This window comes from Streptomyces sp. RKAG337 (assembly GCF_023701715.1).
Lineage (GTDB): Bacteria > Actinomycetota > Actinomycetes > Streptomycetales > Streptomycetaceae > Actinacidiphila.
The window spans coordinates 7,647,920-7,672,399 of the sequence record NZ_JAJOZA010000001.1; the positions used below are offsets into that span (position 1 = coordinate 7,647,920).

The window sequence follows — 24,480 nt, forward strand, 5'->3', positions numbered from 1 at the left end:
CCGGCTCAGCCGACGGGAGCGCCGAACCACTCGGGCAGCCGGCCGAGCAGGTCCTGCTGATCGTCACCGACCCATGCCACATGGCCGTCCGGCCGCAACAGCACCGCGGGCGCGTCCAGTTCCTCACTGACGTCGACGACATGGTCGACCCGATCGGCCCAGCCCGCCACGGAGAGCCGACCGGTCCGGTCGAGCAGCAGGCCGCGGCCTTCGTGCAGCAGGTCGTAGAGCCGCCCCTGCTTGAGCTCGATGTCCCGCATCCGGCGGCCGAGCAGCTCATGGCCCTCGCCGAAGTCGTAGCGGATGTCGACGGCGGTGATGATCCCGGTCACGTACCTGTTCACCTCCTCGAAGTCCATCAGCTTCCCGAACAGCTCCCGCAACGCGGTCGCACCCGGATCGGTCCCCAGGAGCGTGATCCCCGCGCGACTGTTGTTCAGCACACGGGCGCCCACCGGATACCGTTCGGCGTGGTAGCTGTCCAACAGACCGTCGGACGCCCAGCCGTTGACCGCGGCGGCCAGTTTCCAGCCCAGGTTGAACGCGTCCTGCACGCCGAGGTTCATCCCCTGACCGCCGGCCGGCGGGTGGATGTGCGCCGCGTCGCCGGCCAGCAGGACACGGCCGACCCGGTAGCGCTCGGCCTGCCGGATGGCGTTGCCGAACCGGGAGAGCCAGCGCGGCGAGTGGACGCCGAAGTCGGTGCCGGCGATCGACCGCAGCCGCTGCTTGAACTCGTCGAGGGTCGGCTCGGCCGCACGGTCCTCGGCCACCCCGTCGGCGGGCACGATGATGCGGCACACCCCGTCCTCGTCGGGGCCGGTGACACCGAATCGCAGCTGGGTCCTGCGGACCTCCTCGACGACGGCGGCGATCGTCGCCGGATCCTCGGTCACCTCCATCTGACCGATCAGCGTCTCGACCGTGGAGGGTTCGCCCGGGAAACCGACGCCGAGCAGCTTGCGCACCGCACTGCGGCCGCCGTCGCACCCGACGACGTAGCGCGAGCGAAGGTGCCCGCCGCCACCGGCCAGCTCGACGGTCACCCCGTCCTCGTCCTGGCTCAGCCCGGCCACTTCGCAACCGCGCCGGATCTCGGTGCCGAGTTCGACGGCACGCTCGTCGAGCAGCCGCTCGCTGACCGGCTGCGGAGTGGCCAGGCCGTACGGGTGCGCCGTGTCCAGCCGGTCCGGCCACGGCTTCATGATGCCGCCGAAGAGCCCGCCGACCTGGAACTTCTCACTGACCGCGAGAAACCGGTCGAGAAGGCCGCGCTGGTCCATGATCTCGACGCTGCGAGCGTGCAGGCCCTGCCCCCGGGACTCCTTGGTCGGCTCGGTCAACTTCTCCAGCACGACCACGTGCACGCCGTGCAGCCGCAACTCGCAGGCCAGCATCAAACCGGTCGGTCCGGCGCCGACCACGATCACGTCAATCATCACAACACCCGTTCAGCGACAGTGGATTTCGGCCGGCCGCAGGCCCTTCACGAATCTGTCATTTCCGCAGGCCCTGGCCTTGGCCGGCCATTCTGCGGCACGACCGGGGCCTTGCCGCAAGCCCCCCGGTGCGCTATATGTTGAGAGTGGAAAGGAGTGGGTTCCCTCCTTTCCCTTTCCCGTCCGATATCGCGGGCGACCACGGCCAGGCTGTCAGCCGTCGTGCGGAAGTCCAGTCGCCAGGCCGCCGTCGCCCGGGATCAGTTGGCGTCAGTCTTCCTCGCTCAGTGCGCGGCGCAGGCCCACTTGGCCGATGAGGATGCCTCCGTCGACCGGGAGCGTCACACCCGTGATCCAGGCGGCGTCCGAGGACGCCAGGAAGGCCACCGCGGCCGCGATGTCGTCGGGCTGACCGACCCTGCCGAGCGGGTAGTGGCCGGCGACTGCTCGCAGGGCGGACTCGCGCCCCGCCCAGGCCTCGGTGTGAACCGTGCCGGGGACGACCAGGTTCACCCGGACACCGCGGGGGGCCGCGTGACCGGCGAGGGTGCGCGTCAGACTGGCCAGACCCGCCTTGGCGGCGCTGTAGGCGTGGTTGCCGAAGTCCTGCTCGCCGTTGACCGAGCCGATGCTGACGATCGCACCCCGGCGGCCGGGTGCGGCCGCGAGGTGGGGGAGGGCCGCGCGGGCGCAGCGAAAGGCGCCGGTGAGGGTGATGTCGAGGTCCTGGTGCCAGCCCTCGTCCGTCTCGTCCTCGAAGAGCGGGGCGTCCGGATGGCAGGCGCAGGCGTTGTTGACCAGCACGTCCAGTGTGCCGAAACGCCGTACCGCGTACGCGACGGCAGCCTCGACCGCGGTGCGGTCGGCCACATCGCAGGGCAGTGCCTCGGCCGCGCCTCCGGACTCCCGGATCCCGGCCGCCACCTTCTCGGCGCGGTCCCCTTCCAGGTCGGTGACCAGCACCTGGGCGCCCTCATCGGCCAGCCGGCGGGCGGTGGCCGCGCCGATGCCGCGGCCCGCGCCCGTGATCAGTACTCCGTATCCCTCGAAACGTCTCATGCGCGACTGACTACCCGGTTACCTCCGGGGCTGAACGGCCGGCAGCGGCGCGGACGCGGCGGAGTCACCCGCCGCGGCGCCAGACGACCAGGTTGCGCTGCGGGATCACCACGGCGACATGCCAGCCCGCGGGAGCCTTCGGCCAGCTGTCCGCAGCGGGGGCGGACGCCGTGCGAACGGTCGTCACGGCGACGTTCGCGCCGTCCGGCGGGGTGTCGGGGCCGGCCAGGTCGCGCGTCCAGACCCGGCCGTCGAGGACCATGTACGCCATCGCGAACCGGGTGCGCCAGCCCAGGCCCAGGTCCATCACCAGCCGGTCGCCCGGCCGGATCCGTGCCTGGTCCATGAAGCCGGTGGCGTCCGGGTACCCGCGGGCGAGAGTCGGCCGGGAGACGTGCTGGGTGATCGTCACCGTCGCCCATCCGGCGAACAGCGTCAGCGCCATGCCGACGCCGATCATCGCCACAACGGGCCGCCGAGTGCTGAGCAGCCCTCTGAGCAGGATGGTGGCGGTGAAGACCGTCAGGGCTGTCACGGTGGTCAGCGGTACGGAGAAGACACCCCAGTCGCCGGACCAGCGACTGGAGAGGAACGTGCTGTCCGGAAGCGCCCACAGAATGAAGTTCAGCTTCCGGAAGCGGTCCCCCGCGAGGACGGTCAGAGCCGCGGAGAGCGCCACGGTCAGCGCGATCGCCGCCACCGCGGCCCGAACGAGCGCTCTGCGGCCCCTGATCCGGTGGAGAGCAACGGCGCCCGCCAGGAACAGCGCCGGCACCAGCGGCGACAGATAGCGGGCGTTGACGATCGTGTCGATACGGCGGTCGGTGGGCAGGGCGGCCGCGGCGGCCAGCGATACGCCGAGCAGCAGTGCCACGGTCAGGAAGGCGACCGCGCGGTCCGCGCGCGGCGCCCTGGTACTGGCCAGGCAGGTGCAGCAGACCACCAGGCCCAGGGCGCCCATGCCGTATGTCGAGGTGACGAAGTACCAGGTGTGGCCGATCCACCGCATGACGGTGCGCTGGTACAGCTCCGGGGTGCGCAGCGCCTGCCATACGGCGTTGCCCACCTGACTGGGGTGGGTGCCGTCGAGGCGGGACAGCAGCCACTGGGCCAGCTCCCGCTGCGTGGCATACATGAGCGCGAGGGCCGACAGCGCCGCGGCGGTCGCCGGGCGCGGCGCCCAGTTCCGCACGAAGGCCACCAGCAGAACCAGGCAGGTCAGGGCGACGACCACACCACCGCGGTCGTGCACCATCATGCTGAATCCCGCCGCGCCGCCGGCGAGGATCCCCGATCCGCACCTCCGGCGGAACGAACCCTCCGAGAGCAGCCCGTGAACACCGATCAGCCAGGCCAGTACCAGCGCCGGGAGCGGGGTGTCGGCCAGTGCGAACTGTGAGTAGAAGACCACCGGAGGCAGCATCACCACGACGGTCGCCAGCACGTACGACACCGGACGCGGCACGTCCAGCCTTCGCAGTGCGCCATAGGCGAGCGGCAGTACCAGGCAGCTCAGCAGCGCGTTGATGCCCAGGACGAGGTGGTACGCCTGGACGGGATCGTGGGTGATCCGCAGGGCCGGTGAGATCAACAGCGGGTATCCGCCGGGGATCACCATGTCGCTGGGGATCTCGGTCGCGGAGCCGCCCGCCAGGAGTCGCGCCAGAACGAGGTACATGTGCTCGTCGGGCCCCACCGTCGGATAGTTCTCGCCGGTGACCAGAGCCAGCCGGAAGAACACCTGCCCGACGTAGCCGGCCGCGACAGCGACCGGCCAGAACCAGCTCGCACGCACCAGTCGTGCGGCGCTCCCCCTGGCCAACGGGGGTTTCTGCGCTTCCGGCGGCGCCCCCACGGGCGAAGGGGCGACGGCGCTTCGCAGTGGCATGGGGAGTGACCTTTTTCCTGGCGCGAGTGGTGCGCGGCTTTCATCGCCGGCCATGCGTGAGCTTATGAGCCGATGGGCACACCGGAACGACATCCGCGCGGGATGGCCGTCCTTGGGCGACGAACGTTCGTTTCCCGTTCACTCGGCGCTCAGAATGCCGCTCAGGGCTCGGCGGTCCGCACGCCCCCGGGCCGGCGGGGCGGTGATCTGGCGGCCCGGGGCCGGGTGGTCACAGCATCACGTGCTTCACCCGGGTGTAGTCGAGCAGTCCGGCGAGGGACAGGTCGCTTCCGTAGCCCGAGTGCTTGACGCCGCCGTGCGGCATCTCGGACACCGTCGTGCCGTGGGTGTTGATCCACACGATCCCGGTGTCCAGCGCCCGGGTGGCGCGCATCGCCCGCTGGTGGTCACCGGTCCACACACTGGCCGCCAGGCCCTGCGGCACGCCGTTGGCGAGTCGGACCGCTTCGGTCTCGTCGGCGAAGGACTGCACGGTGACGACCGGGCCGAAGACCTCCCGTTGCACGATCTCATCGTCCTGGCGCACCCCCGCGACGACGCTGGCCTGGTGGAAGAAACCGGGCCGGGACAGGGCGGAGCCACCGGCGACGATCCGGGCGTGGTCCGGCAGCCGGTTGAGCAGGTCGCGTACGGAGCTGAGCTGCGCGGCGCTGTTGAGCGGGCCGAAGGCGGCGTCCGGTTCCCCGGGGGCGCCGGGGAGTTGTCGCGCGGCTTGTTCGGCGAAGGCGGCCAGGAACGCGTCGTGCACCCGGTGGTGGACCAGGATCCGGGTGGCGGCCGTACAGTCCTGGCCGGCGTTGTAGAAGGCGAGGGACGCCAGTTGGCCGACGGCGTCGTCGAGGTCGGCGTCGTCGTACACCAGGACAGGTGCGTTGCCGCCGAGCTCCAGGTGGACCCGCTTGAGGTCCGCGGCGGCCGCCGCGGCGATCTCCTGGCCCGCCCGTACGCTGCCGGTGACGGCGATGAGCCGGATCGCCGGGTGGCCGACCAGCGCCCGTCCGGTGTCGCGGTCGCCGCAGACCACGTTGAGCACCCCCGGTGGCAGGAACTCGGCCGCGATCCGCGCGAGCAGCGCCGTGGAGGACGGTGTGGTGTCGGCGGGCTTGAGTACGGTGGTGTTGCCCGCGGCCAGAGCCGGGGCGAGCTTCCAGACCGCCATCATCAGCGGGTAGTTCCACGGGGTGATCTGCGCGCACACCCCGACCGGTTCCCTGCGCAGCACCGAGGTGCGGCCCGGGGTGTACTCAGCGGCGGCGCTGCCGGGCAGACCGCGCGCCGCGCCGGCGAAGAACCGTACGGCGTCGATGATCGCGGGCAGTTCGTCCGTACGGAACAGCTCCGGCGGTTTGCCGGTGTCGGCCACCTCCGCCGCCTCGAACTCGTCCGCGTGTTGTTCCATGGCGTCCGCGATCCGCAGCAGCGCGCGCTGGCGCTCGGCGGGTGTGGTCAGCGACCAGCGCTCGAAGGCGGCCTGCGCCGCTGTGCACGCCGCATCGACATCGGCGGTGTCCGAGAGCGGCGCGCGGGCGTTGACCTGTCCGGTGGCGGGATCGATGAGCCGGGTGGTGGCTCCGGACGCGGCCGGTACGTCGGCTCCGCCGATGTGGTTGGTCACGCTGGTGAGGAAAGGGGTGTCAGCCACGGGTCAGCGCCTCCTGTGCGGCGGCGCGACCGGTACGGACCGCACCTTCCATGTATCCGGCGACCCACTGGTCGGAGCCGCACACGTAGAACGGTGGCTCGTGCGTGCCGTGCAGCGGGCCCACCGCCATCACTTCGCCCGGTGTCCACTGGGTGACGTACCCCTGGGTCCAGGGATTGGTGCCCCACAGCCGCAGGTAGCACGACTGGGGGTGCAGGGCCTGCTCCCCGTAGAGTCCAGCGATCTCGCCGAGCAGTTCCGGGGTACGCAGATGGGCGGGGGTGCCGAGCAGGACTCCGTACCGCTCGGGCGGGACGAGGGCCGACAGGATTCCGTCCTCCTGCGGCCAGGTGGAGCCGAGCGTGCCCTCGCATTCGGACAGGCCGTTGCGTCCGCCGGCCCGCCAGAACGGCTCGGTGTACACGGCCGCGAACTTCGCCGCGACGGCGTTGCGCTGACGGTGCAGCGAGGCGAGCCGCTCATCACTGACACCGGTGACGGCGACCGAGCGCAGCGGGCCGACCGGCAGGGCGCTGACCACCGCGCCCGACGTCAGGGTCTCGCCGGTGGTGAGGCGGACGGTGCAGCGGCCGGGCCGGATGTCCACGGCCGCCACCGGCGACCCCAGGCGGACGCGGGAGCGCAGTTCACGCCCCATCACCTCGGCCATCGTCGCCGAACCCGCGGCCAGCCGCAGCCCCTCCCAGTCCTCGTAGTCGTAGTGCCCGGCGCTGGGCACCGCCGCGTTCTTGCGCAGCGCGGCGAGCAGTGAGGTCCGCTCGTAGGATCCGCTGGCGAGGCTGAGCTGGCCGATCTCCCACAGCCGTACCACCGCGGGTGAGGCGTGCCGCGAGCGCAGCCAGCCGCCCACCGAGAGCCGGTCCAGGACGGCCGCCTCCTGATGGGACCACGGGTCGGCAGGGTCGACGGTCGCGGCCATGGCCACGAATTCGGCGGTGAGCCGCTCGTGCTGTGCCTGGTCCCCGGGCCCGAACCAGTGGGGCGGATCGCCGGCGGAGTCGGCCTCCGGCGTGGAGCGGGTGATGAGTCCCGGCTCCGCCACATAACTGGGGATCAGCTCCAGACCGAGCTCCGCGGCCAGTCCCAGGTACGCGGTGTGTGCGCGGCCCACGACCTCTCCGCCGAGCTGGACCCGGCGTCCGTCCGGCAGCGCCGCCTGCTCGACCCTTCCGCCCACCCGGTCCCGGGCCTCCAGGACCAGCACGTCGGCGCCGCCTGCCGCCAGGTCCCGGGCCGCGGCGAGTCCGGCCAGCCCGGCGCCGAGCACGATGACGTCATGGTTCATCTCGTTCAGTCCTTTGTCTCGGTGTCCGGCGCCGTCGACCGCGCCCGGGCACACCGCTCCGCCGGCCCGGCGGAGCCCATGGCTCGGAAGCCCAGGGGCCCGGGAGCCGGGTGCACGGGCGCGGTGGAGCGGTGTGCGTGGGGCGGGACGGTTCGCCGGGGGTGGGGCGATGGTGCCCGGATCGGTGGGCTCAGCTCAGGACGAGGCAGTGCTCGGGTTTCCAGCCGAGTTCCACGCTCTCGCCGCCGCTCCACCGGTCCTCCATGCGGGACCGCGCAGTGTTCTGCTCCAGCGCCGACAGTGTGACGCCCGGCGCGAGTTCGATCAGATAGGTCGTCGTCGGTCCGGAGTACACGGTCTCCCTGATCACTCCGCGCATCACCGACATGCCGGGCTCGAAGTCGGACAGCCAGATCTTCTCCGGCCGGATGGACACGCTCACCGCGCTGCCCTCGGCGACGCCGTCGCGGCGCCCCACCGGTAGCGACAGCCCCTGTTCGAGCACGATGTCGCCGCCGCGATAGGTCCCGGTCATCAGGTTGGAGGTGCCCATGAACGCGGCGACGAAGCGGCTGGCGGGGTGCTCGTAGACGTCCTCGGGCGTGCCGCACTGTTCGACGTGGCCCGCGTTCATCACGGCCACCCGGTCGGACATGGTCAGGGCCTCGTCCTGATCGTGGGTGACGAAGACGAAGGTGATGCCCACCTCGCGCTGGATCTGCTTGAGTTCCACCTGCATCTGGCGGCGCAGTTTCAGGTCCAGGGCGGCCAGCGGTTCGTCGAGCAGCAGTACCGCCGGCCGGTTGACGAGTGCCCTGGCCAGGGCCACCCGCTGCCGCTGGCCTCCGGACAGGGTCGCGGGCTTGCGCTTGGCGAGCCCGCCGAGCTGGACCAGGTCCAGCATGTCGCCGACCCGCTGCTTGATCTCCGCCTTGGGCACGCGCTTGCGCTTGAGGCCGAAGGCCACGTTGTCGGTGAGGCTGAGATGGTCGAACAGCGCGTAACTCTGGAAGACGGTGTTGACGTTGCGCTTGTTCGGCGGCAGCGCGGTCACGTCCTCCCCGGCGAGCAGCACGGCGCCCTCGGTGGGGTCGGCGAACCCGCCGATCATGCGCAGCGAGGTGGTCTTGCCGCAGCCCGAGGGGCCGAGCAGGGAGAAGAACTGGCCTGCCGCGATGTCGAGGGTGACGTCACGGACGGCGTAGGAGTCCGCGAACTGCTTGGAGACGCCGTCGAGCCGGACTGCGGGAGTCGTGTCCATGGCTGTCACTTCCCTGAGAGGAGATCGAGGCCGCCGCGACGGCCGAACAGGCGGGGAATGGCCAGGGCCAGCGCGATCAGCCCGATGGATCCGGCGAGCATCAGCGTGCCCAGGGCGTTGATGGTGGGCTGTACCCCGAAGCGGATCGCCGAGTAGATCCGTACGGACACCGGCTGGGGATCGACGCCGGTGGTGAAATAGGCGAGGACGAAGTCGTCGAAGACCAGCGCGAAGATGAGCACCGCGCAGGCCAGAACCGCGGGCAGCAGCGCCGGCAGGGTCACCAGCCGCAGCGCCTGCCACCGGGTGGCGCCCAGGTCCATCGCGGCTTCCTCCACCTCCGGGTTGAGGGCGGCGACGCGTGAGCGCAGGATCACGGTCACATAGGAGATGGAGAAGGTGATCTCGGAGATCATCACCGTGCCGGTGGACAAGGTGATGCCCAGCCCCTTGAACAGCAGCATCGACGCCACCCCGGTGACGATCTCCGGGGTGATCAGCGGGACCAGCAGGACCAGACCGGCCAGGGAGCCCAGGCGGCTGCGGCAGCGGACCAGCCCGAGGGCCAGCGCCCCACCGAGCACGATGGATCCGGCCATGGCCACCAGAGAGATCTTCAGGCTGGCGCCGAGCGAGCCGAGCAGCACGTCGTCATGGAGAAAGGCGCGGTACCAGCGCAGGCTGAAACCGCCGAAGACGGTCAGCGACTTCTTGGAGTTGAACGAGTACAGCACCACCACGACGATGGGCAGGTAGAGCAGCGCGAAGAACAGCGCCGTGACCGCGATGGCGAAGCGGGGTTTGCGCTCGGCGCCGTGCCGCCGGACCCGCGGACGGCGGGCCGGTGGAGGCAGGGCCGGGGACGGCCGGGTGGCGGTGGAGGGACTGTCTACGGTCATTGGCGGGCCTCCGCCTCGTCCTTGCGGGTGCGCCGCAGGTAGCCGAGCATGCCGATCAGCAGCACCAGCATCAGCATCATGGTGAGAGCCGAGCCCAGCGGCCAGTTCTGGCCCTGGAAGAACTTGTCCTGGATGAGATTGCCGATCATGATCTGGTCCGGTCCTCCCAGGAGTTGGGCGCTGACGAAGTCGCCCATGGCCGGAAGGAAGACCAGGACCAGGCCGGCCGCCGCGCCCTGGCGGGTCGCCGGGAGCGTGACGTGGAAGAACGTGCGGACCGGGCCGCCGTACAGGTCGCGGCCCGCCTCGATGAGGGAGACGTCCATGCGTTCCAGGGCCGCGTACAGCGGAATGATCATGAAGACCACGAATCCGTAGACCAGTCCGGCCACCACGCCGAAGCCGGTGTTGAGGATTTTCGTCCCGGAGTCGGCCAGACCCAGCTTGCGCAGGGTGGACAGGACGGGCCCGTCGTCGGAGAGCACCACCGACCAGCCGTACATACGCACCAGGTAGTTGGCGAAGAACGGCACGACGATCGCCGAGATGAGCGCGTTCTTGAACCGTCCGCCGTGCAGGGCGATCGTGTACGACACCGGGTAGGCCACCAGCAGACAGATGACGCAGGTCAGCAGGGCGTAGCCGAGGGAGCGCAGCATGACGTCCGCGTAGGCGGGGTCGGCCAGCGCCCGGATGCTGCTGAGGTCGAAGCCGAACCGGGGGTTGCCGAGGTCGTCGGTGGTGCCCACTGCGAGGGTGGCCACCAGGAGCAGGGAAGCGATCAGGAAGCCGGTCATCCACAGGGTGCCGGGGACCATGAGCCAGGCCCACAGCCGGGCGCCGGAGGCGGAGGGGCCGGGGAGCGGGCGCCGTGCGCGCTTGAGTCGCAGCATGTCAGCCGGCCTTCACATGGGTCCAGGCGGTGTCCCGCGCGTCTTCCTGCGCACGGGTGCCGTTGCGGAAGAACAGGTCCGCCGTGAGGTCGTCGTCGGTGACGATGCACTCGGGGAAGGGTTTGACGAGCGCGGCGTAGACGTCCTCGGTGCCGGCCACCGGCATGGGGTAGCCGATGTACTCGATGTTCTTCTTGACGTTCTCCGGGCGGAGCATGTAGTCGATGAAGAGCATCGCGGTCCCGGGGTGGCGGGCGTTGGAGGGGATGGCGTAGCAGTCGGAGTTGATCGGCGTGCCCTCCCTGGGGGCCTGGAAGCCGAACACGGTGGGGTCCTTGGCCTGGTTGAGCATCGCGGCCATGTCCCCGCTCCAGGCCTGCGATATCGCCGCGTTGCCGTTGAGCAGGTTGTTGTAACTGTCGCTGGAGAAGCCGCGCAGACTCGGGCGCAGTGTCTTGAGCAGCGACGTGATGCGGTCCAGGTCACCGGTGTCGCTGGTGGTGATGCCCAGGCCGAGCTTGAGGGCCGCCATGCCGAGGACCTCGTCACGGTCGTCGAGCAGGAACGTCCTGCCCTTGGCCTTTCTGTTCCACAGGTCGTCCCAGGAGCCGGTGAGGTCGCCGATCTGGTCGCGACGCCAGCCGATGCCGGTCTTGTAGACGGTGAACGGCACCGTGTGCGCGGATCCCGGGTCGTACCAGGGGTCGGCGAAGTAGGCGTGCTTGCCGAGGACGGACTCACTGTGGGCGAGCTTGGAATGGTCGATCCGGCGCAGTTTGCCGCCCCTTGCCAGCCGCTGGGCCCACTTGGCGGTGGGGAAGATGATGTCGTAGTGGTTGCCGGCGTTGAGCTTGGCGACCATGCCTTCCATCGAGTCGAAGTTCGACTGGATGATCTTGACGCCGTACTCCTTGCGGAACCCGTCGAAGACGGCCGGGTCCACGTAGTCGGCCCAGTTGAAGTAGACGAGGTCGCCGTCGACGCGCACATCGATCGGAGCACCGGCCTCGTCGTCGGAGACCTTGACGGGCGCGAACCCGCAGCCGCCCAGTGCGGCGGCACCCGCGGCGCCGAGGGCGCCGAAGGCGGCCGCGCGGAGCAGGGAGCGTCGTGATGGTGGAGGTACCTCGGGGGACACGGATCGTCCTCTCCGTAGTGGAACGGCACAGCTCCAGGGCTGGACCGGCATGAGGGTCGCGGAGGCCCTGTCTCCGCGGTAAGGAAAGCCGGTCTGGGGAAGTGCGTGCAGCGCCGGGTCCGGCGATGTCAGCGGGTGCCCGGTAAGGCCGCGCGGGACGGAAGCGGGCCGTCGGGGCGCGGTGACTTCCGGCGCCGGGCCGGGGCCCCGCTCACGGCCGCTGCCCCTCGATGTCGTCGCGGAACCGGCGGGCGAACCAGCCCACGGCGGCCTCGCGGCGCGACAGCGGTCCGGGTTCGTATCCCGGTGTGCCGAGTCCTGCCTGGACGCGGGCGACCAGTTCGGCGTCCTCGTCGTTGGTGATCCAGCCGATGTGGATGTTCAGCCGCCTGGCGAGCCGGGTGCGGGCACTCGTGCCGCGCCGGGTGTAGAAGGCGCCCGGCAGCGCCGTCCGGTCCTGCGCGGTGGGCAGGGCGGTCCAGGCGATCACATGGTCGGGGTAGAGGTCGATCAGGGTGTTCGGATAGATCACCACGTAGCGCCATACCCGCCGGTCCGCCTCGGCCAGGCCGGGCATGGGGGCGGCGACCCGCTGGTAGAGGCGCTCGGCCCAGTTCGAGGAGGGCTTGTCGCGGAGCGGGGACTCGAACAATGCGTACGACTCCGTGGTGTCGACGGTGTACCCCTGGTAGTCGAGCAGGCGCATCAGTCCCGGATGGGCGACGGGCACGTGGTAGCCCTCCAGATAGTTGTCGACGACCACCTTCCAGTTGGCCTTCTGCACCTCCGCTCCGGCGACGTCGTGGATGCGGCCGCGGCCGACCGGTACGAGATCCGGCCCGGTGTAGTGCCCGATGGCCTCGGCCAGGCCGGCGCACTGTTCCGCGAGCGGCACCGCGCCGTGGTCGAGGTTGGCGAACACGAAGCCGAGGAAGGACTCGACGCGGACAGAATGCAGGCCCAGACGCGGCTTGTCCAGGCACGGGATCTGCCGGGCCTCGGGGGCGCCGACCAGGGATCCGTCCAGCCGGTAGGTCCAGCCGTGGTACGGGCAGCGGATGGCCTTCCCGGACGGTTCCGGGGCGCTGACCAGCTGGGTGCCGCGGTGCCGGCAGACATTGAGGTGTGCGGCCAGGCCGCCGTCCTCGGTGCGGACCACCAGTACGCTCCGGCCGGCCACGGTGCCGGCGAGGCGGGCGCCCGGACCGGGAAGGTCGGTCTCGTGGCAGACCAGCTGCCAGGACTTGGCGAAGACGAGTTCGGTCTCGGCCGTGGCGATGGCCGGGTCGGTGTAATAACGCGCGGGGAGTGCTTCCCCGGGTGAGTTCTCTGCGGTGCCCGGAGCGCCGTCGGCGACGGGCACCTGGGTGGTTGGGGGCTGCATCGGATCCTCCTCCACGCCGCCGTGGCGACGATGGGTGGTGAGGCTGCGCAGGGGTGACGGCCGGCATGGGATCGGCCGGGCCGTAACCATACTGACTAACTGGTCAGTCAGACTGAATCCAAACCCCGGCGATGTCAAGCATTGCGGACTGGCTAACTAGTTAGTTAGTCTCTGCGCTGTCGGACCGCCGACGACCCCGTATCCCGTACCGGCCTCGTTGCGACCGTCCGGTGTGTACGGGGCCGGTACCGGCCCCCGGACCGGCATCCGGCCGGTGCCCCCGCGAACACACCGGCCGGATGCCCCGGGAGATGCCGGCATCCCGGACCGGATCAACTCAAGGCCACAGCCACCCGAGGCCGCAGCCACCCGAGGCCGCAGCCACCCGAGGCCGCAGCCACCCGAGGGCACGGCATCCAGGACCACGGCACCCAAGGCCACGGCACCCAAGGCCACAGCACTCAAGGCCTCTGCGCCCCGGCGAGCAGCAGGCCCCACCGGGCCCACCGCCACCGGGCCGCACCGCACCCTGTCGCATCCACTGCGAACAGACCACCGCGAACCGACCACCCCGAACCATCCGCCCGCCTCGGTCCCGCCGAGACCGGCCCTTCGTACCCGGAGGCACGCATGAGCTGTCGTCGGAATCTGGTCTGGCTCGGCCTCACCCCCGAGCCCGAGCGGGAACTGCCCACCGTGGTGGCAGCCCTGCGCTTCCGCACCAACGGGTCAGGCGCACTCGGATCCGACACACACGGCTCCCGTCCGCACGGTTCCCGCACACCCACCGGCACGCCGTCCGCCCTGGCCGACGCCGAACGGCAGCGGGTGGAGCAGCTGATCCTGCGCGGCAGCCGGCGCAGCTGGCTCCGCTACCTCGCCGAGGTCACCGCCCTGGTGGTCGACGCCGCGGACGCGCCGGCCCACGGCGACCCCGAGGCCGCGCTGACCGCCGGCGATGTCGTACTCGACCACCACCGGATGCTCATCGGCCTGCCCGGGGCCGGGTACGAACGCACCGCCACCCAGCGGCAGGCACTCGAAGAGGCGTTGCGGCGCCTCAGGAACCGCACCCCGAACGAAGGCGCCGCATGACCGAGATCCGTTCCCTGATGCCCCCGGGCCAACGCCGCCTGCTCACCGCGCAGCCGCCCGGGGGAGAGGACCTCAGCGCCTACCTGGCGACCGGCGGCTACCCGCCCGCCCCCGACCCCCGTCGGCTGCTCGACCGCGTCGCCTCCCGTGGCCTGCGCGGGCGGGGCGGGGCGGGGTTCCCCACCGCCGACAAACTCCGGGCGGTGCGTGACGCGCCGCTCCCCGCGGTCGTGGTGGCCAACGGCGAGGAGGGCGAGCCCGGCTCGGCGAAGGACCGCTGGCTGCTGCGCTCCCGCCCGCACCTCGTCCTCGACGGACTGCGCCATGCCGCGTCCGTGACCGGAGCCGAGCGCGGTTATGTCTACCTCTCCGACGCCGCTTCCGCCGAGAGCGTCCGACGGGCTCTGGCCGAGCGGCCGCCGGACACTCCCGTCGAGGTCGTCGTGACCGAGCACACCTACGTCGCGGGCGAGGAGACGGCCGTGGTGCGCCGCATCGACGGCGGCCCCGCACTGCCCACCGCCAAGCCCCCGCGCCCGTTCGAACGAGGCGTCGGCGGCGCGCCGACGCTGGTGGCCAACGTGGAGACCCTGGCCCGGCTCGCTCTGCTGGCCGCCGGCCCGGGCACCGCTGCCGCGGCCGACTCCTACCTGGTGACCCTCTCCGGCGGGCGGACCGAACCCGTACTGGTCGAGGCGCCTCGAGGCACCACCCTGCGGACACTGGCCGACGCCCACACCTCCGACGCGGCCACGGCGCTGCTCATGGGCGGCCTGTTCGGCGGGCTGTACGGCGACGGCTGGCAGGACCTGCGGCTGGACCACGACGAACTCGCGGCAGCGGGCACGGCGCTCGGCTGCGGGGCGATCCGGTTCCTGCTCCCACAGGACTGCCCGGTCGGGGCGGCGGCGGACGCCGCCGGTTTCCTCGCCGCGCAGAGCGCCCGGCAGTGCGGCGTCTGCGTCTCCGGCACGCAGGCCCTCGCCGGTGCCCTGGCCGCGCTCGCGAGCGGAACGGCGTCCGCCCAGGACAGCGACAACCTGCTGCGCTGGTCGGCCGGCCTGCCCGGCCGTGGCGCGTGCGGTCTGCTCGACGCCGCGGCACGCACCGCCGGGACCCTGCTGCGGCACTTCCCGCACCTGGTCCGGTCGCATCTGGACGCACCCTGCCCGGACTGCGCCGCCGCTCCGCCCGACGGCGGGAACCGCCTGACGGTCGCCGCCCCCTGAGCGGGCTCCGCCGCCTCAACGCCATCCGAAACCACCCGAACCGTCCGACCCCACCCGAAGCCATCCGACCCCACCCGGGCCGTCCCGATTTCTTGAGGAGCACCCATGAAACTCCAGCTGGACTCCACGCTCTGCCAGGGCTACGGCCTGTGCCATGAACGGGCCCCGGAACTGGTCGGGATCGACGAGTGGGGCTACGCGCACCTGATCGCCGCGGCCGTCCCCGGCGCTGCCGCCGAAGAGGCCGCCGAAGCGGTCACCTCCTGCCCCAACGCCGCGCTGCGACTGGTGAAGTGACCATGGGACGTGACCTGTCGGCCCTGTTCGACCCCATGTCGGTGGCCATCGTCGGAGCCAGTGACGACCCGGCCAAGTACGGCCACGCCATAGCGGCCCAAGCGGTGCGCGCCCCGCACCACCGTCCCGTGCACCTGGTCAACCGGCGCGGCGGAACGGTCCTGGGCCGGACCGCGGCCACCAGCCTCACCGCGATCGGCGAACCCGTCGACCTGGTGGTGATCTCCGTCCCGGCCGCAGGCTTCGAGGCGGCCGTTGACGAGGCGCTGGCCTGCGGAGCCCGCTCGATCGTGGCCATCACCGCGGGCTTCGCCGAGACCGGACCGGCCGGACGGGAGGTTCAGCGGGCCATCGCCGAGCAGGTGCGCGCGGCCGGGGCGGTCATGGTCGGACCCAACTGCCTCGGCATCGCGGACAACACCACGGACCTCCATCTCGCCTCCGACCACTTCACCGCCGGCGGGGTGGCGCTGCTGAGCCAGAGCGGCAACCTCGCGCTGGAGCTCCAACTCCGCTTCGGGGCGCACGATCTGGGCTTCTCCCGGTTCGTGTCCTTGGGCAACCAGGCCGACGTCACCCTCGTCGACCTCCTCGCCGACTGCGCCCTGCACGAGGGCACCCGGGCCATCGCCGTCTACGCGGAGGACTTCGCGGACGGCCGCGCCTTCGCCGAAGCGGCCGCCGCGGCCGGGAAACCGGTCGTCCTGCTGACCGGTGGCCGCGGCGATGCCTCGGCCCGCAGCGCCCAGTCGCACACCGGAGCACTGACGACATCCTCGGATGTGGTCACCGCGGCCTGCCGTGACGCCGGCATCGAACTGGTCGCCACGCCGCGCGAGCTGACCGTCGTGCTGGCCGCCCTGGACAGCGGTCGGCGGTCCCGGTGCCACCGGGTCGCGATCGTCACCGACGGCGGCGGCCACGGAGTCATCGCCGCCGACGCCGTGGAGGCGTCAGGGCTGACGGTGCCCGAACTCGGCCGGGCCACCCAGGACGGCCTGCGGGCCGCGCTGTGGGAGCAGTCGTCGGTGGTGAACCCGGTCGACCTGGCCGGCATGGGCGAGCAGGACCCCGCGTCGTACGCCGCCGCGGTGGCCGCGCTGCTGGACGCCGAGGAGACCGACGCCGTACTGCTGACCGGGTACTTCGGCGGCTACGCGGCCGGCGACAACGGTCTCGGGGCGGGCGGGACGGCCCTGGCGGCCGGCGAGACGGCGGCGGCGCGGGCGATCGCGGACCATCAGCGCACGGTCGCCACACCACTGGTCGTGCAGTCGATGTACCCCCGGTCGTCCAGTTGCCGGACCCTGGCGTCGGCGGGCATCGCCGTCTTCGGCGCGACCGAGGACGCCGCCCGCGCGCTGGCCGCCCTCACCGCGCCGCCGCACCCGGCGTCGTCGGGCATACTCCCGCTGCCGCCGGCCGCCGAACCGCTGCGCGAGACGGGCTACCTGGCGACCCGCCGCGCCCTGGAGGCCGCGGGGATTCCCTTCCCGGCGGTGCGCGAGGTGCGCGACGAGGAGCAGTTGCTCGCCGCCGCCGACGAGATCGGCGGCCCCTACGTCCTCAAAGCCCTGCACCTGCTGCACAAATCGGACGCCGGTGGCGTCGCACTGAACCTGTCCGACCGCGACGCCCTGCTCGCCGCGTTCCGCGACATGCGCACCCGGCTCGGTGCGCCCGCGTACTCGGTGGAGGCCATGGCCGATCTGACGGACGGCATCGAACTCATCGTGGGCGTCAACCATGATCCCCGCTTCGGGCCGGTCGCCATGGTGGGCCTCGGCGGCGTCCTCGCCGAAGCGCTGGGGGACGTCGCCTTCGCCCTCGCCCCCGTCTCCGCCGAGCGTGCCCGGACACTCCTGCGAAGTCTCCGCACGGCCTCCCTGCTCGACGGTGTACGCGGCAGGCCGGCCGTGGACGTGTCCGCCGCGGCCGAAGCCATCGAACGGATCACGGCCTTCGCCGCCGCCCACCCGGAGATCGCCGAACTGGAGATCAACCCGCTGCTGGTACGCCCCGACGGCGTGCTCGCCCTGGACTCCCGAGCCGTCCTCGCCTGACGAACGCCTGCAGCCCGTCGCCCGCAGCCCGCAGCCCGTCGCCCGCAACCAGGGCCCCGCCGGCCCACCTGATCCGCACCCCCGTCCAAGCCATCCCTCAAGCCCCCGAAGAGGCCCTCATGGATATGCGCTACACCACCGAACAGGCCGACCTCAAAGAGCGCGCCGCCGCATACGCCCGGCTCCTGATGGGCTACGAGGATCAGTCGGAGACGGCCGGCGGCCCCCTGCCGAAGGAGACGATCGCCGAGTTGACCCGTGCGGCCATGGACGCCGGGGTCTACGCCATCAACATGCCTTCCGAGTGGGGCGGAGCCGGGCTGAGCCTGCTCGACCAGGTCATCGTCGAGGAGGAGTTCGGCAAGGTGACCAACTGCCTGTGGGACATCCCCTGGCGCCCCGCGAACGTCCTGGCCCACGGCGACGAGCGCCAGCGGGAGAAGTACCTGCTGCCGGTCATCCGCGCGGAGCGGTTCGACGCCTTCGCGGTGACCGAGCCCGGTGCGGGATCCGACCCGTCCTCGGGGACCAGCACCGCCACCCGCACCGAGGGCGGCTGGCTGCTCAACGGTGAGAAGTGGTTCGTCACCTGCGGCGACATCGCCGACTTCCTGCTGGTCCAGGCGGACGCCGGCCCCGAGCGCGCGCCCACGCTGTTCTTCGTCGACAAGGCCGCGCCCGGAGTGACGATGACGCGGGTCCCGCAGTTCATGCACAGCGCGGTGAACGGGCACCCCGAGTTCACGTTCACCGATGTGTACGTCGGTGACGAGGACGTGCTCGGCGGCGTCGGCGGGGGTTACGACCTCACCAAGGAGTGGTTCACCGACGAGCGGCTGATGATCGCGGCCCGGACGGTCGGCGCCGCACAGCGCGCGTTGGAGCTGGCCCGGGAGTGGGCGCTGGGCCGTGAGCAGTTCGGGTCCCGTATCGCCGATTTCCAGCTGATCCAGGGGATGCTCGCCGACTGCGCCGTGGACATCGCGGTCAACCGGGCCTACACCCACCAGGTGGCGTGGGAGGCCGATCAGCCGCACACCGACCGCAAGATCCTGCACGCCAAGGCGGCCACCGCCAAACTCTCGGCGAGCGAGGCCGCGGGCCGGGTCATCGACCGGTGCCTGCAGATCTTCGGCGGCCGCGGCTACGACCGCTCCTACCCGGTGGAGCGCATGTACCGCGAGGTCCGGGTGGACCGGATCTGGGAGGGCACCTCCGAGATCCAGCGGCTCATCATCGCCAACGAACTCATCAAGCGCGGCACCGGATTCCTGGCCGTGCCCACGCCCTGACCCCGGCCGTCACCGTCCACCGCACACCACCGGCTCACCTTCACCGGCTCACCTTCGCCGGCCCATCACCACCGGCTCATCACCCTCGCGAGGAACCCCATGGACTTCCGGCTCACCGAACGTCAGATACAGCTCAAGACCGCCGCGCGCTCCCTCACGGAGTTCATCACCCGGTACGAGAACGACTGCGAGACGGACAACGGCCTTTCGCCCCAGGCCCATGCCGCCGTGCGCGACGCCGTTCTCGACTCCGGCCTCCAGGCGATCAACATGCCCATCGAGTGGGGCGGTGCCGGACTCACCATTGCCGAGCAGGCCACCGTCCAGGAGGAGCTGGGCCGGCTCACCGGAGCGCTGTGGGACATGGTCTGGCGCCCGGCCAACGCGCTGCGCTTCTGCACCCCGGAGCAGCGCGAGCGGTACCTCATCCCGGTGATCAAGGGGCAGCGCCGGGACTGCTACGCGGTCACCGAGCCCAACGCCGGGTCCGATCCGCAGAATCTGGCCACCACGGCCACCAGGACCGCGTCGGGCTGGGTGCTCAACGGTGAGAAGTGGTTCGTCACCGTCGGGGACCACGCCGACTTCATGATCGTGCTGGCGGCGGCGGGGCCCGACCGCGCCCCCACCCTGTTCCTCGTCGACAAGGACACGCCCGGCATCGAGATGACACGGGTGCCCCGCTTCATGCACACCTTCGTGTACGAGCACCCCGAGTTCACCTTCACCGATGTCGAGGCGGGCGAGGACGCCGTCCTCGGTGGTATCGGCGAGGGCTACGACATCACCCGCTCCTGGTTCACCGAGGAGCGGCTGATGATCGCCGCCCGCACCATCGGCGCCGCCGAGCGCGGGCTGGAGCTGGCGCGGGAGTGGGCGCTGGGCCGTGAGCAGTTCGGGTCCCGGATCGCCGATTTCCAGCTGATCCAGGGGATGCTGGCCGACAGCGCCGTGGACATCGCGGTCAACCGGGCCTACACCCACCAGGTGGCCTGGGAGGTCACCGGATCGACGGAGGAGAACCGGAAGAGCCTGCACGCCAAGGCGGCCATCGCCAAGCTCTCGGCGAGCGAGGCGTCGGGCCGGGTCATCGACCGGTGCCTGCAGATCTTCGGCGGCCGCGGATACGACCGCTCGTACCCGGTGGAGCGGATGTACCGCGAGGTGCGGGTGGACCGGATCTGGGAGGGCACCTCCGAGATCCAGCGGCTCATCATCGCCAATGAGCTCATCAAGCGCGGTACCGGAGTCCTGGACCTTCCCGCGACGCGCTGACGTCTGCCGGGAGCCGACCCGGTTCGGCGTAACGCCGCGTAGCGCCCGGGAGCGGTCCCGTACGGGGACCGCTCCCGGCCCATCGGCACACCACACCCCGACACACCATGAAGGAGAACCGATGGCCGACATCGCACGGGTGGGCATCGTAGGGTGCGGACTCATGGGCTCCGGCATCGCCGAGGTCTGCGCGCGGGCCGGAATCGATGTGGTGGTCGCGGAGACGGGCGCGGCGGCGGCACGGGCCGGCCGGGACCGGATCGCGCGGTCCCTGGAGCGCGCCGCGGCGCACGGCAAGCTCGACGCCGCCGACCGGGACGCCGCACTGGCACGGATCACGGTCGTCGCGGATCTCGACGTGCTGCACGACCGTGACCTGGTCGTCGAGGCGGTCGCCGAGGACGAGCGGACGAAGGTCGCGGTGTTCACCCGGCTCGACGCCGTGGTCAGCAGGCCGGACGCGATCCTGGCCACCAACACCTCCTCCATCCCGGTGATCCGGCTGGCGGCCGCCACCTCCCGGCCCGAGCAGGTGGTCGGCGTGCACTTCTTCAACCCGGTCCCGGTGCTGCGGCTGGTGGAACTCGTGCCCTCGCTCCTCACCTCCGCAACGACCGTCCAGCGGGCGGAGAGCTTCGCACGCGACACCCTCGGCAAGGAGATCGTGCGCGCCCAGGACCGGGCCGGCTTCGTGGTCAACGCGCTCCTCGTTCCGTACCTGCTCGCCGCCGTGCGCATGGTCGAGTCCGGCACCGCCTCGATCGAGGACATCGACCGGGGGATGGTCCTGGGCTGTGCCCACCCGCTCGGCCCGCTCGCACTCACCGACCTGATCGGCCTGGACACCACCCGCGCCATCGCCGAATCGATGTACGCGGAGTTCAAGGAGCCCCTGTACTCACCGCCGCCGCTGCTGTCCCGGATGGTCGAGGCGGGACTGCTCGGACGCAAGACGGGACGCGGGTTCCACACCTACGCCTGACCGGGCCCGGGTTTCCGGGCACCGGGGCCGCGGCACCAGGTCCGTGAGGCGCGCCCACGGTCCCGGTGGCGCAGATCATGGGAGAGGATGGTCGGGTCACCGCGCCGACGACAACTGGGGAGCACAACCGTGGCCACGAACGGGCGCACGACGGAGACCCGCGAGCGGATCCTGTCCGCCGCCTGCCAGGTGATCGCCGAGACCGGGTTCGAAAAGATCCGGATGTGGATGGTGGCGGAACGGGCAGGGGTGTCGACCGCGCTGTTGCACTACCACTACAAGACCCGCGACAAGCTCTTCACCGAGGCGATGACCCATTCGTTCGCCAACACCACCGTGGACCTCGAGCGGGACGCGGACTCGGTGGCACCGTCGGTCATCCTGGCCCGCATCGTACGGAGTCTGCTCCCCATGGACCCCGAGCTGCGCCAGGACTGGCGCCTCTGGCAGGAACTGTGGGTGCGGGCGCTGCGCGACGACGAGACGCAGCGGTTCGCCGTCGACCTGTACGACCAGCTCCAGGAGTGGGTCTCCGGCGCGGTGAACCGGGGAATCGAGGCGGGCGAGTTCACCGACACCGACGTCGCCGCGCTCAGCACCCACATTCTCGCCCTGTGCGACGGCTACGGCATCCGCCTCATGCTCAGCGATCCGAAGGTCACCTCCGACAGCGCGCTGGAGGCGGTCTGGCGAGCGATCGCCGCCGCGCTGGGGATCTCACCGGCCTTTCCGAAGGTCTGAACGCGACGGGTCGCATCCCCCGTCGCCGCAAGGGCGGCCGGTGCGTGGGGTGTCCGTGGGGTGGCGTACCGTTACGGCTCGAACAGGCGAACCGAACGGCCGCTGTGACCTGAGCGTGCCCGCCGACAGGACCCGACCACTCCTGCCCACGGCACATGCGAGGAGGAGCAGCCATGCGGTGGCATCGCCGCGATCCCATGGCGCCGGGCGCGCTGCGCCGGGAATGCCGGCGCATCCTGCGGGAGATGCCGGTGCCGGATCCCTTCACCGTGGCCGGGTTCATCAAGAACATCGAGGCGGAGCGTGGCCGCGAGATCCGCCTGGTCGAGTTGCCATCCGATGTGCCGGGCCAGACCGGGGCCTGCGGCCTGTGGGTGAAGCACCGTCAGCGTCCGCTGGACCTGATTCTGCACGTCCAGGGGACGACGAAGTTCCACCGAAAAAAGATCATCTTCCATGAGCTCTGTCATCTGTGGTGCGAGGACGGCTCCGGAGCGGAGCGGGAACAACTCGCGCTGCTCTTCCCCGGGATGCCCCCGGAAATGCTCGACAGGCTGCTGTCCACCGGTCAGGTCATGGCCCGCAGCGGCTATGCCACACACGCCGAGGCCCGGGCCGAAACGCTCGCCGATCTGCTGCATCACGAGACCCGGCACGCCCGGATCACCGGTGACGTGACCCTGCGAAATCTCGACGAAAGCCTGTCGCGGCCCATCGCGGGTCCGCGCCGCAAGAAGGTGCTGCCTCATGACTGACGTCATCGCTTACGCAATCATCGCTCTGCTGCTCTTCCAAGCGGTGTGGCGGGTACCGGCCGCGCTGCGCGGGCAGTCCCGGGAACGGTCGCTGTGGGGCGCGTTCGCGGCGCTCGCCGTCGCCTGGCTGCTGCGCACCGGCCTGGGCAGGGCCGTCATCGACGAGCTGGGTGTCGTCGACCTCGCGACCCTGCTCAAGCACACCATCACGATCGCCGGCATCTGCGTGCTGCTCCGATACGTCACCGCGGTCGACGGCGACGTCGCCGCGTCCGACGGCGCCGTCCTGCGACGCGTGCGCATCACCGCCGCCGTGCACCGCATCGCCACCCGGGCCTCCATAGCAACCGTGCTGGTCATGGCCGCGGTGTTCTTCCTCGTCCTGGACCGCACGCGCACCGATAGCCCGTACTTCATGGCCCGCCATGCCGGCGAGGTGGGACTGGCGCTCTACATGGGGCTGTTCTACCTCTACACGGCCGTGGCAGCCGCGGTCTGCGCCTATCAGTGGGGCGGTTCCGCCCGCCGGGCACAGCGCTGGACGCTCAGGATCGGCCTGACGATGATGGCCGTCGCGATGGCGCTGGCCGTGCTGTACGCCTTCCTGCGCACCGCCTACTGTGCGTTCATCACGGTCCGCACGGTCTCCATGAGCTTCGTCGACCTCCAGGAGAACGTGACGGACTCCGTGCTGTACCTGGTGTTCCTGCTGTGGGCCCTGGGCGCGATCGCCCCGGCCACCCAGGCCGTCATCGACCGCAGGAGGGCGAAGCGAACGCTGAACGCGCTCTACCCGCTGTGGCGCGAACTTGCCCTGGCCGTCCCCTCGGTCATTCTCCGCGCACCCAGCGACCTGCTGCCGGGCCACCGCTTCGCGGCGCCCCTGAACCGGGCCCGTGACCTCATGAGGCTCTCCCCGCCGCCCTACCAGCTGCTGGAGCGCTACATCACGGAGATCAGCGACGTGCAGCGCACCTTGAGCCACTACGCGTCACCGGGCCTGTACACGCGGGCCAAGGCGCTCGCCGACGGTCAGGGGCACACCGAGGACGAGGCTCGCGCCGTCGCTGACGCCTACTGGATCAAGAGCGCGCTGGCGGCCATGGCGGCCGGTACGGCGGCCCACAGCGCCCCGGTCGACGTGCCTCCCGCCGACGACGACTTCGACATCCAGGTGGAGCGGTTCGTACGGACCCGGGCGGCTTACGGACGGACCGTCCCCGAAACCGCCCGGACCCTGCTCCAGACCGACGTGACCGTTTAGCCGACCTACCGACCGTCAGAGAAAGCGTGAACAGCACCGACATGACCGACAACAAAGCCCGCCCCACCGTGTCCGCGGGTCTGCTGTGCTTCAACGAACACGGGCACGCCCTGTTCGTGAACCCGACCTACAAGCCGTTCTGGAACCTGCCCGGCGGGCACGTCGAGCAGGGCGAGACCCCGGCGACCGCCGCGGTACGGGAGGGCCGGGAGGAACTCGGCATCGACGTGGAGCTCGGGCCGCTGCTCGCCACCGCCTGGATCACCGTCCCCGGCCGCGGCGAGCAGGTGCTGTTCGTCTTCGACGGCGGCGAGCTCAGCCCCGCACAGCAGGCGGCGATCACCGTCCAGGAGAGCGAACTCAGCGAGCACGCCTTCTTCCCCACGGACGACATCGATCCGGCGGTCGCCCCGCCGCACCTGCTCGGCCTCCTGCGGAGTGCTCTGCGCGCCCGCGCCGAGGGCGGCGTGGCGTACCTGGAGGTCAGTGTCTGACCGGTCGCCGGATCCTGGACGGGGTGGTGCCACGGGGCCGTGTCACCACCCCTCGTCCGTAGC

21 protein-coding genes are annotated in these 24,480 nt (G+C 71.1%); 11 read left to right on the top strand and 10 right to left on the bottom strand.

The features are described 5' to 3' along the window. Window positions 1-5 precede the first annotated feature (5 nt). The 10 genes from rox to LNW73_RS33990 form a co-directional block, all read right to left on the bottom strand. Window positions 6-1,439, bottom strand: a complete 1,434-nt coding sequence (gene rox / locus LNW73_RS33945) for a rifampin monooxygenase (RefSeq protein ID WP_250992655.1) — start codon at window positions 1,437-1,439, stop codon at window positions 6-8. Window positions 1,440-1,709: 270 nt separating this feature from the next. Continuing rightward, window positions 1,710-2,498 (bottom strand): SDR family NAD(P)-dependent oxidoreductase, encoded by a 789-nt coding sequence (locus LNW73_RS33950; protein WP_250992656.1) that lies wholly within the window; start codon window positions 2,496-2,498, stop codon window positions 1,710-1,712. Window positions 2,499-2,562: 64 nt separating this feature from the next. Further along, window positions 2,563-4,293, bottom strand: coding sequence for a hypothetical protein (locus tag LNW73_RS33955; RefSeq protein WP_250992657.1), 1,731 nt, complete (start codon window positions 4,291-4,293; stop codon window positions 2,563-2,565). 322 nt (window positions 4,294-4,615) lie between these two features. Continuing rightward, window positions 4,616-6,049: an aminobutyraldehyde dehydrogenase gene (locus LNW73_RS33960; RefSeq protein WP_250992658.1), complete on the bottom strand. Its 1,434-nt coding sequence runs from the start codon at window positions 6,047-6,049 to the stop codon at window positions 4,616-4,618. Continuing rightward, entirely contained in the window at window positions 6,042-7,355 is a 1,314-nt protein-coding gene (locus LNW73_RS33965; protein WP_250992659.1) for a flavin monoamine oxidase family protein, read from the bottom strand. The genes LNW73_RS33960 and LNW73_RS33965 overlap by 8 nt, the downstream gene beginning before the upstream one ends. A gap of 190 nt (window positions 7,356-7,545) precedes the next feature. Next, window positions 7,546-8,616 carry an ABC transporter ATP-binding protein gene (locus LNW73_RS33970; RefSeq protein WP_250992660.1) on the bottom strand — a complete coding sequence of 357 codons (1,071 nt, stop codon included), beginning with the start codon at window positions 8,614-8,616 and terminating at the stop codon, window positions 7,546-7,548. 5 nt (window positions 8,617-8,621) lie between these two features. Beyond that, window positions 8,622-9,515, bottom strand: a complete 894-nt coding sequence (locus tag LNW73_RS33975) for an ABC transporter permease (protein ID WP_250992661.1) — start codon at window positions 9,513-9,515, stop codon at window positions 8,622-8,624. After that, entirely contained in the window at window positions 9,512-10,408 is an 897-nt protein-coding gene (locus tag LNW73_RS33980) for an ABC transporter permease (RefSeq protein WP_250992662.1), read from the bottom strand. Before LNW73_RS33980 ends, LNW73_RS33975 begins: the two co-directional genes overlap by 4 nt. A 1-nt stretch (window position 10,409) precedes the next feature. Next, window positions 10,410-11,546: a polyamine ABC transporter substrate-binding protein gene (locus tag LNW73_RS33985; RefSeq protein WP_250992663.1), complete on the bottom strand. Its 1,137-nt coding sequence runs from the start codon at window positions 11,544-11,546 to the stop codon at window positions 10,410-10,412. A 211-nt stretch (window positions 11,547-11,757) separates the two neighbouring features. Further along, on the bottom strand, window positions 11,758-12,930 hold the full coding sequence (locus tag LNW73_RS33990) for an aromatic ring-hydroxylating oxygenase subunit alpha (protein WP_250992664.1): 1,173 nt from the start codon (window positions 12,928-12,930) through the stop codon (window positions 11,758-11,760). Window positions 12,931-13,560: 630 nt separating this feature from the next. Between LNW73_RS33990 and LNW73_RS33995 the strand changes: the two genes are divergently transcribed. The 11 genes from LNW73_RS33995 to LNW73_RS34045 all read left to right on the top strand — a co-directional run bounded on the left by LNW73_RS33995 (window position 13,561) and on the right by LNW73_RS34045 (window position 24,417). Beyond that, window positions 13,561-14,025: a hypothetical protein gene (locus LNW73_RS33995; protein ID WP_250992665.1), complete on the top strand. Its 465-nt coding sequence runs from the start codon at window positions 13,561-13,563 to the stop codon at window positions 14,023-14,025. Then, window positions 14,022-15,254, top strand: a complete 1,233-nt coding sequence (locus LNW73_RS34000) for an NADH-ubiquinone oxidoreductase-F iron-sulfur binding region domain-containing protein (protein WP_250992666.1) — start codon at window positions 14,022-14,024, stop codon at window positions 15,252-15,254. Before LNW73_RS33995 ends, LNW73_RS34000 begins: the two co-directional genes overlap by 4 nt. A 105-nt stretch (window positions 15,255-15,359) precedes the next feature. Further along, window positions 15,360-15,551 carry a ferredoxin gene (locus LNW73_RS34005; RefSeq protein ID WP_164292460.1) on the top strand — a complete coding sequence of 64 codons (192 nt, stop codon included), beginning with the start codon at window positions 15,360-15,362 and terminating at the stop codon, window positions 15,549-15,551. A 2-nt stretch (window positions 15,552-15,553) separates the two neighbouring features. Further along, a complete protein-coding gene (locus LNW73_RS34010; RefSeq protein WP_250992667.1) occupies window positions 15,554-17,614 on the top strand; it encodes an acetate--CoA ligase family protein in 2,061 nt (686 codons plus the stop codon). 119 nt (window positions 17,615-17,733) lie between these two features. After that, complete coding sequence (locus LNW73_RS34015; protein WP_250992668.1) at window positions 17,734-18,906, top strand: acyl-CoA dehydrogenase family protein; 1,173 nt, start codon at window positions 17,734-17,736, stop codon at window positions 18,904-18,906. A 99-nt stretch (window positions 18,907-19,005) separates the two neighbouring features. Beyond that, window positions 19,006-20,181: an acyl-CoA dehydrogenase family protein gene (locus tag LNW73_RS34020; protein ID WP_250992669.1), complete on the top strand. Its 1,176-nt coding sequence runs from the start codon at window positions 19,006-19,008 to the stop codon at window positions 20,179-20,181. A gap of 121 nt (window positions 20,182-20,302) precedes the next feature. After that, window positions 20,303-21,163, top strand: a complete 861-nt coding sequence (locus LNW73_RS34025) for a 3-hydroxybutyryl-CoA dehydrogenase (protein WP_250992670.1) — start codon at window positions 20,303-20,305, stop codon at window positions 21,161-21,163. A 129-nt stretch (window positions 21,164-21,292) separates the two neighbouring features. Beyond that, window positions 21,293-21,904, top strand: coding sequence for a TetR/AcrR family transcriptional regulator (locus tag LNW73_RS34030; protein ID WP_250992671.1), 612 nt, complete (start codon window positions 21,293-21,295; stop codon window positions 21,902-21,904). A 197-nt stretch (window positions 21,905-22,101) separates the two neighbouring features. Next, window positions 22,102-22,659 (top strand): hypothetical protein, encoded by a 558-nt coding sequence (locus LNW73_RS34035; RefSeq protein ID WP_250992672.1) that lies wholly within the window; start codon window positions 22,102-22,104, stop codon window positions 22,657-22,659. Next, window positions 22,652-23,923, top strand: coding sequence for an MAB_1171c family putative transporter (locus tag LNW73_RS34040; RefSeq protein WP_250992673.1), 1,272 nt, complete (start codon window positions 22,652-22,654; stop codon window positions 23,921-23,923). The genes LNW73_RS34035 and LNW73_RS34040 overlap by 8 nt, the downstream gene beginning before the upstream one ends. Window positions 23,924-23,964: 41 nt before the next feature. Further along, window positions 23,965-24,417 (top strand): NUDIX domain-containing protein, encoded by a 453-nt coding sequence (locus tag LNW73_RS34045; RefSeq protein WP_250992674.1) that lies wholly within the window; start codon window positions 23,965-23,967, stop codon window positions 24,415-24,417. Window positions 24,418-24,480: the final 63 nt, after the last annotated feature.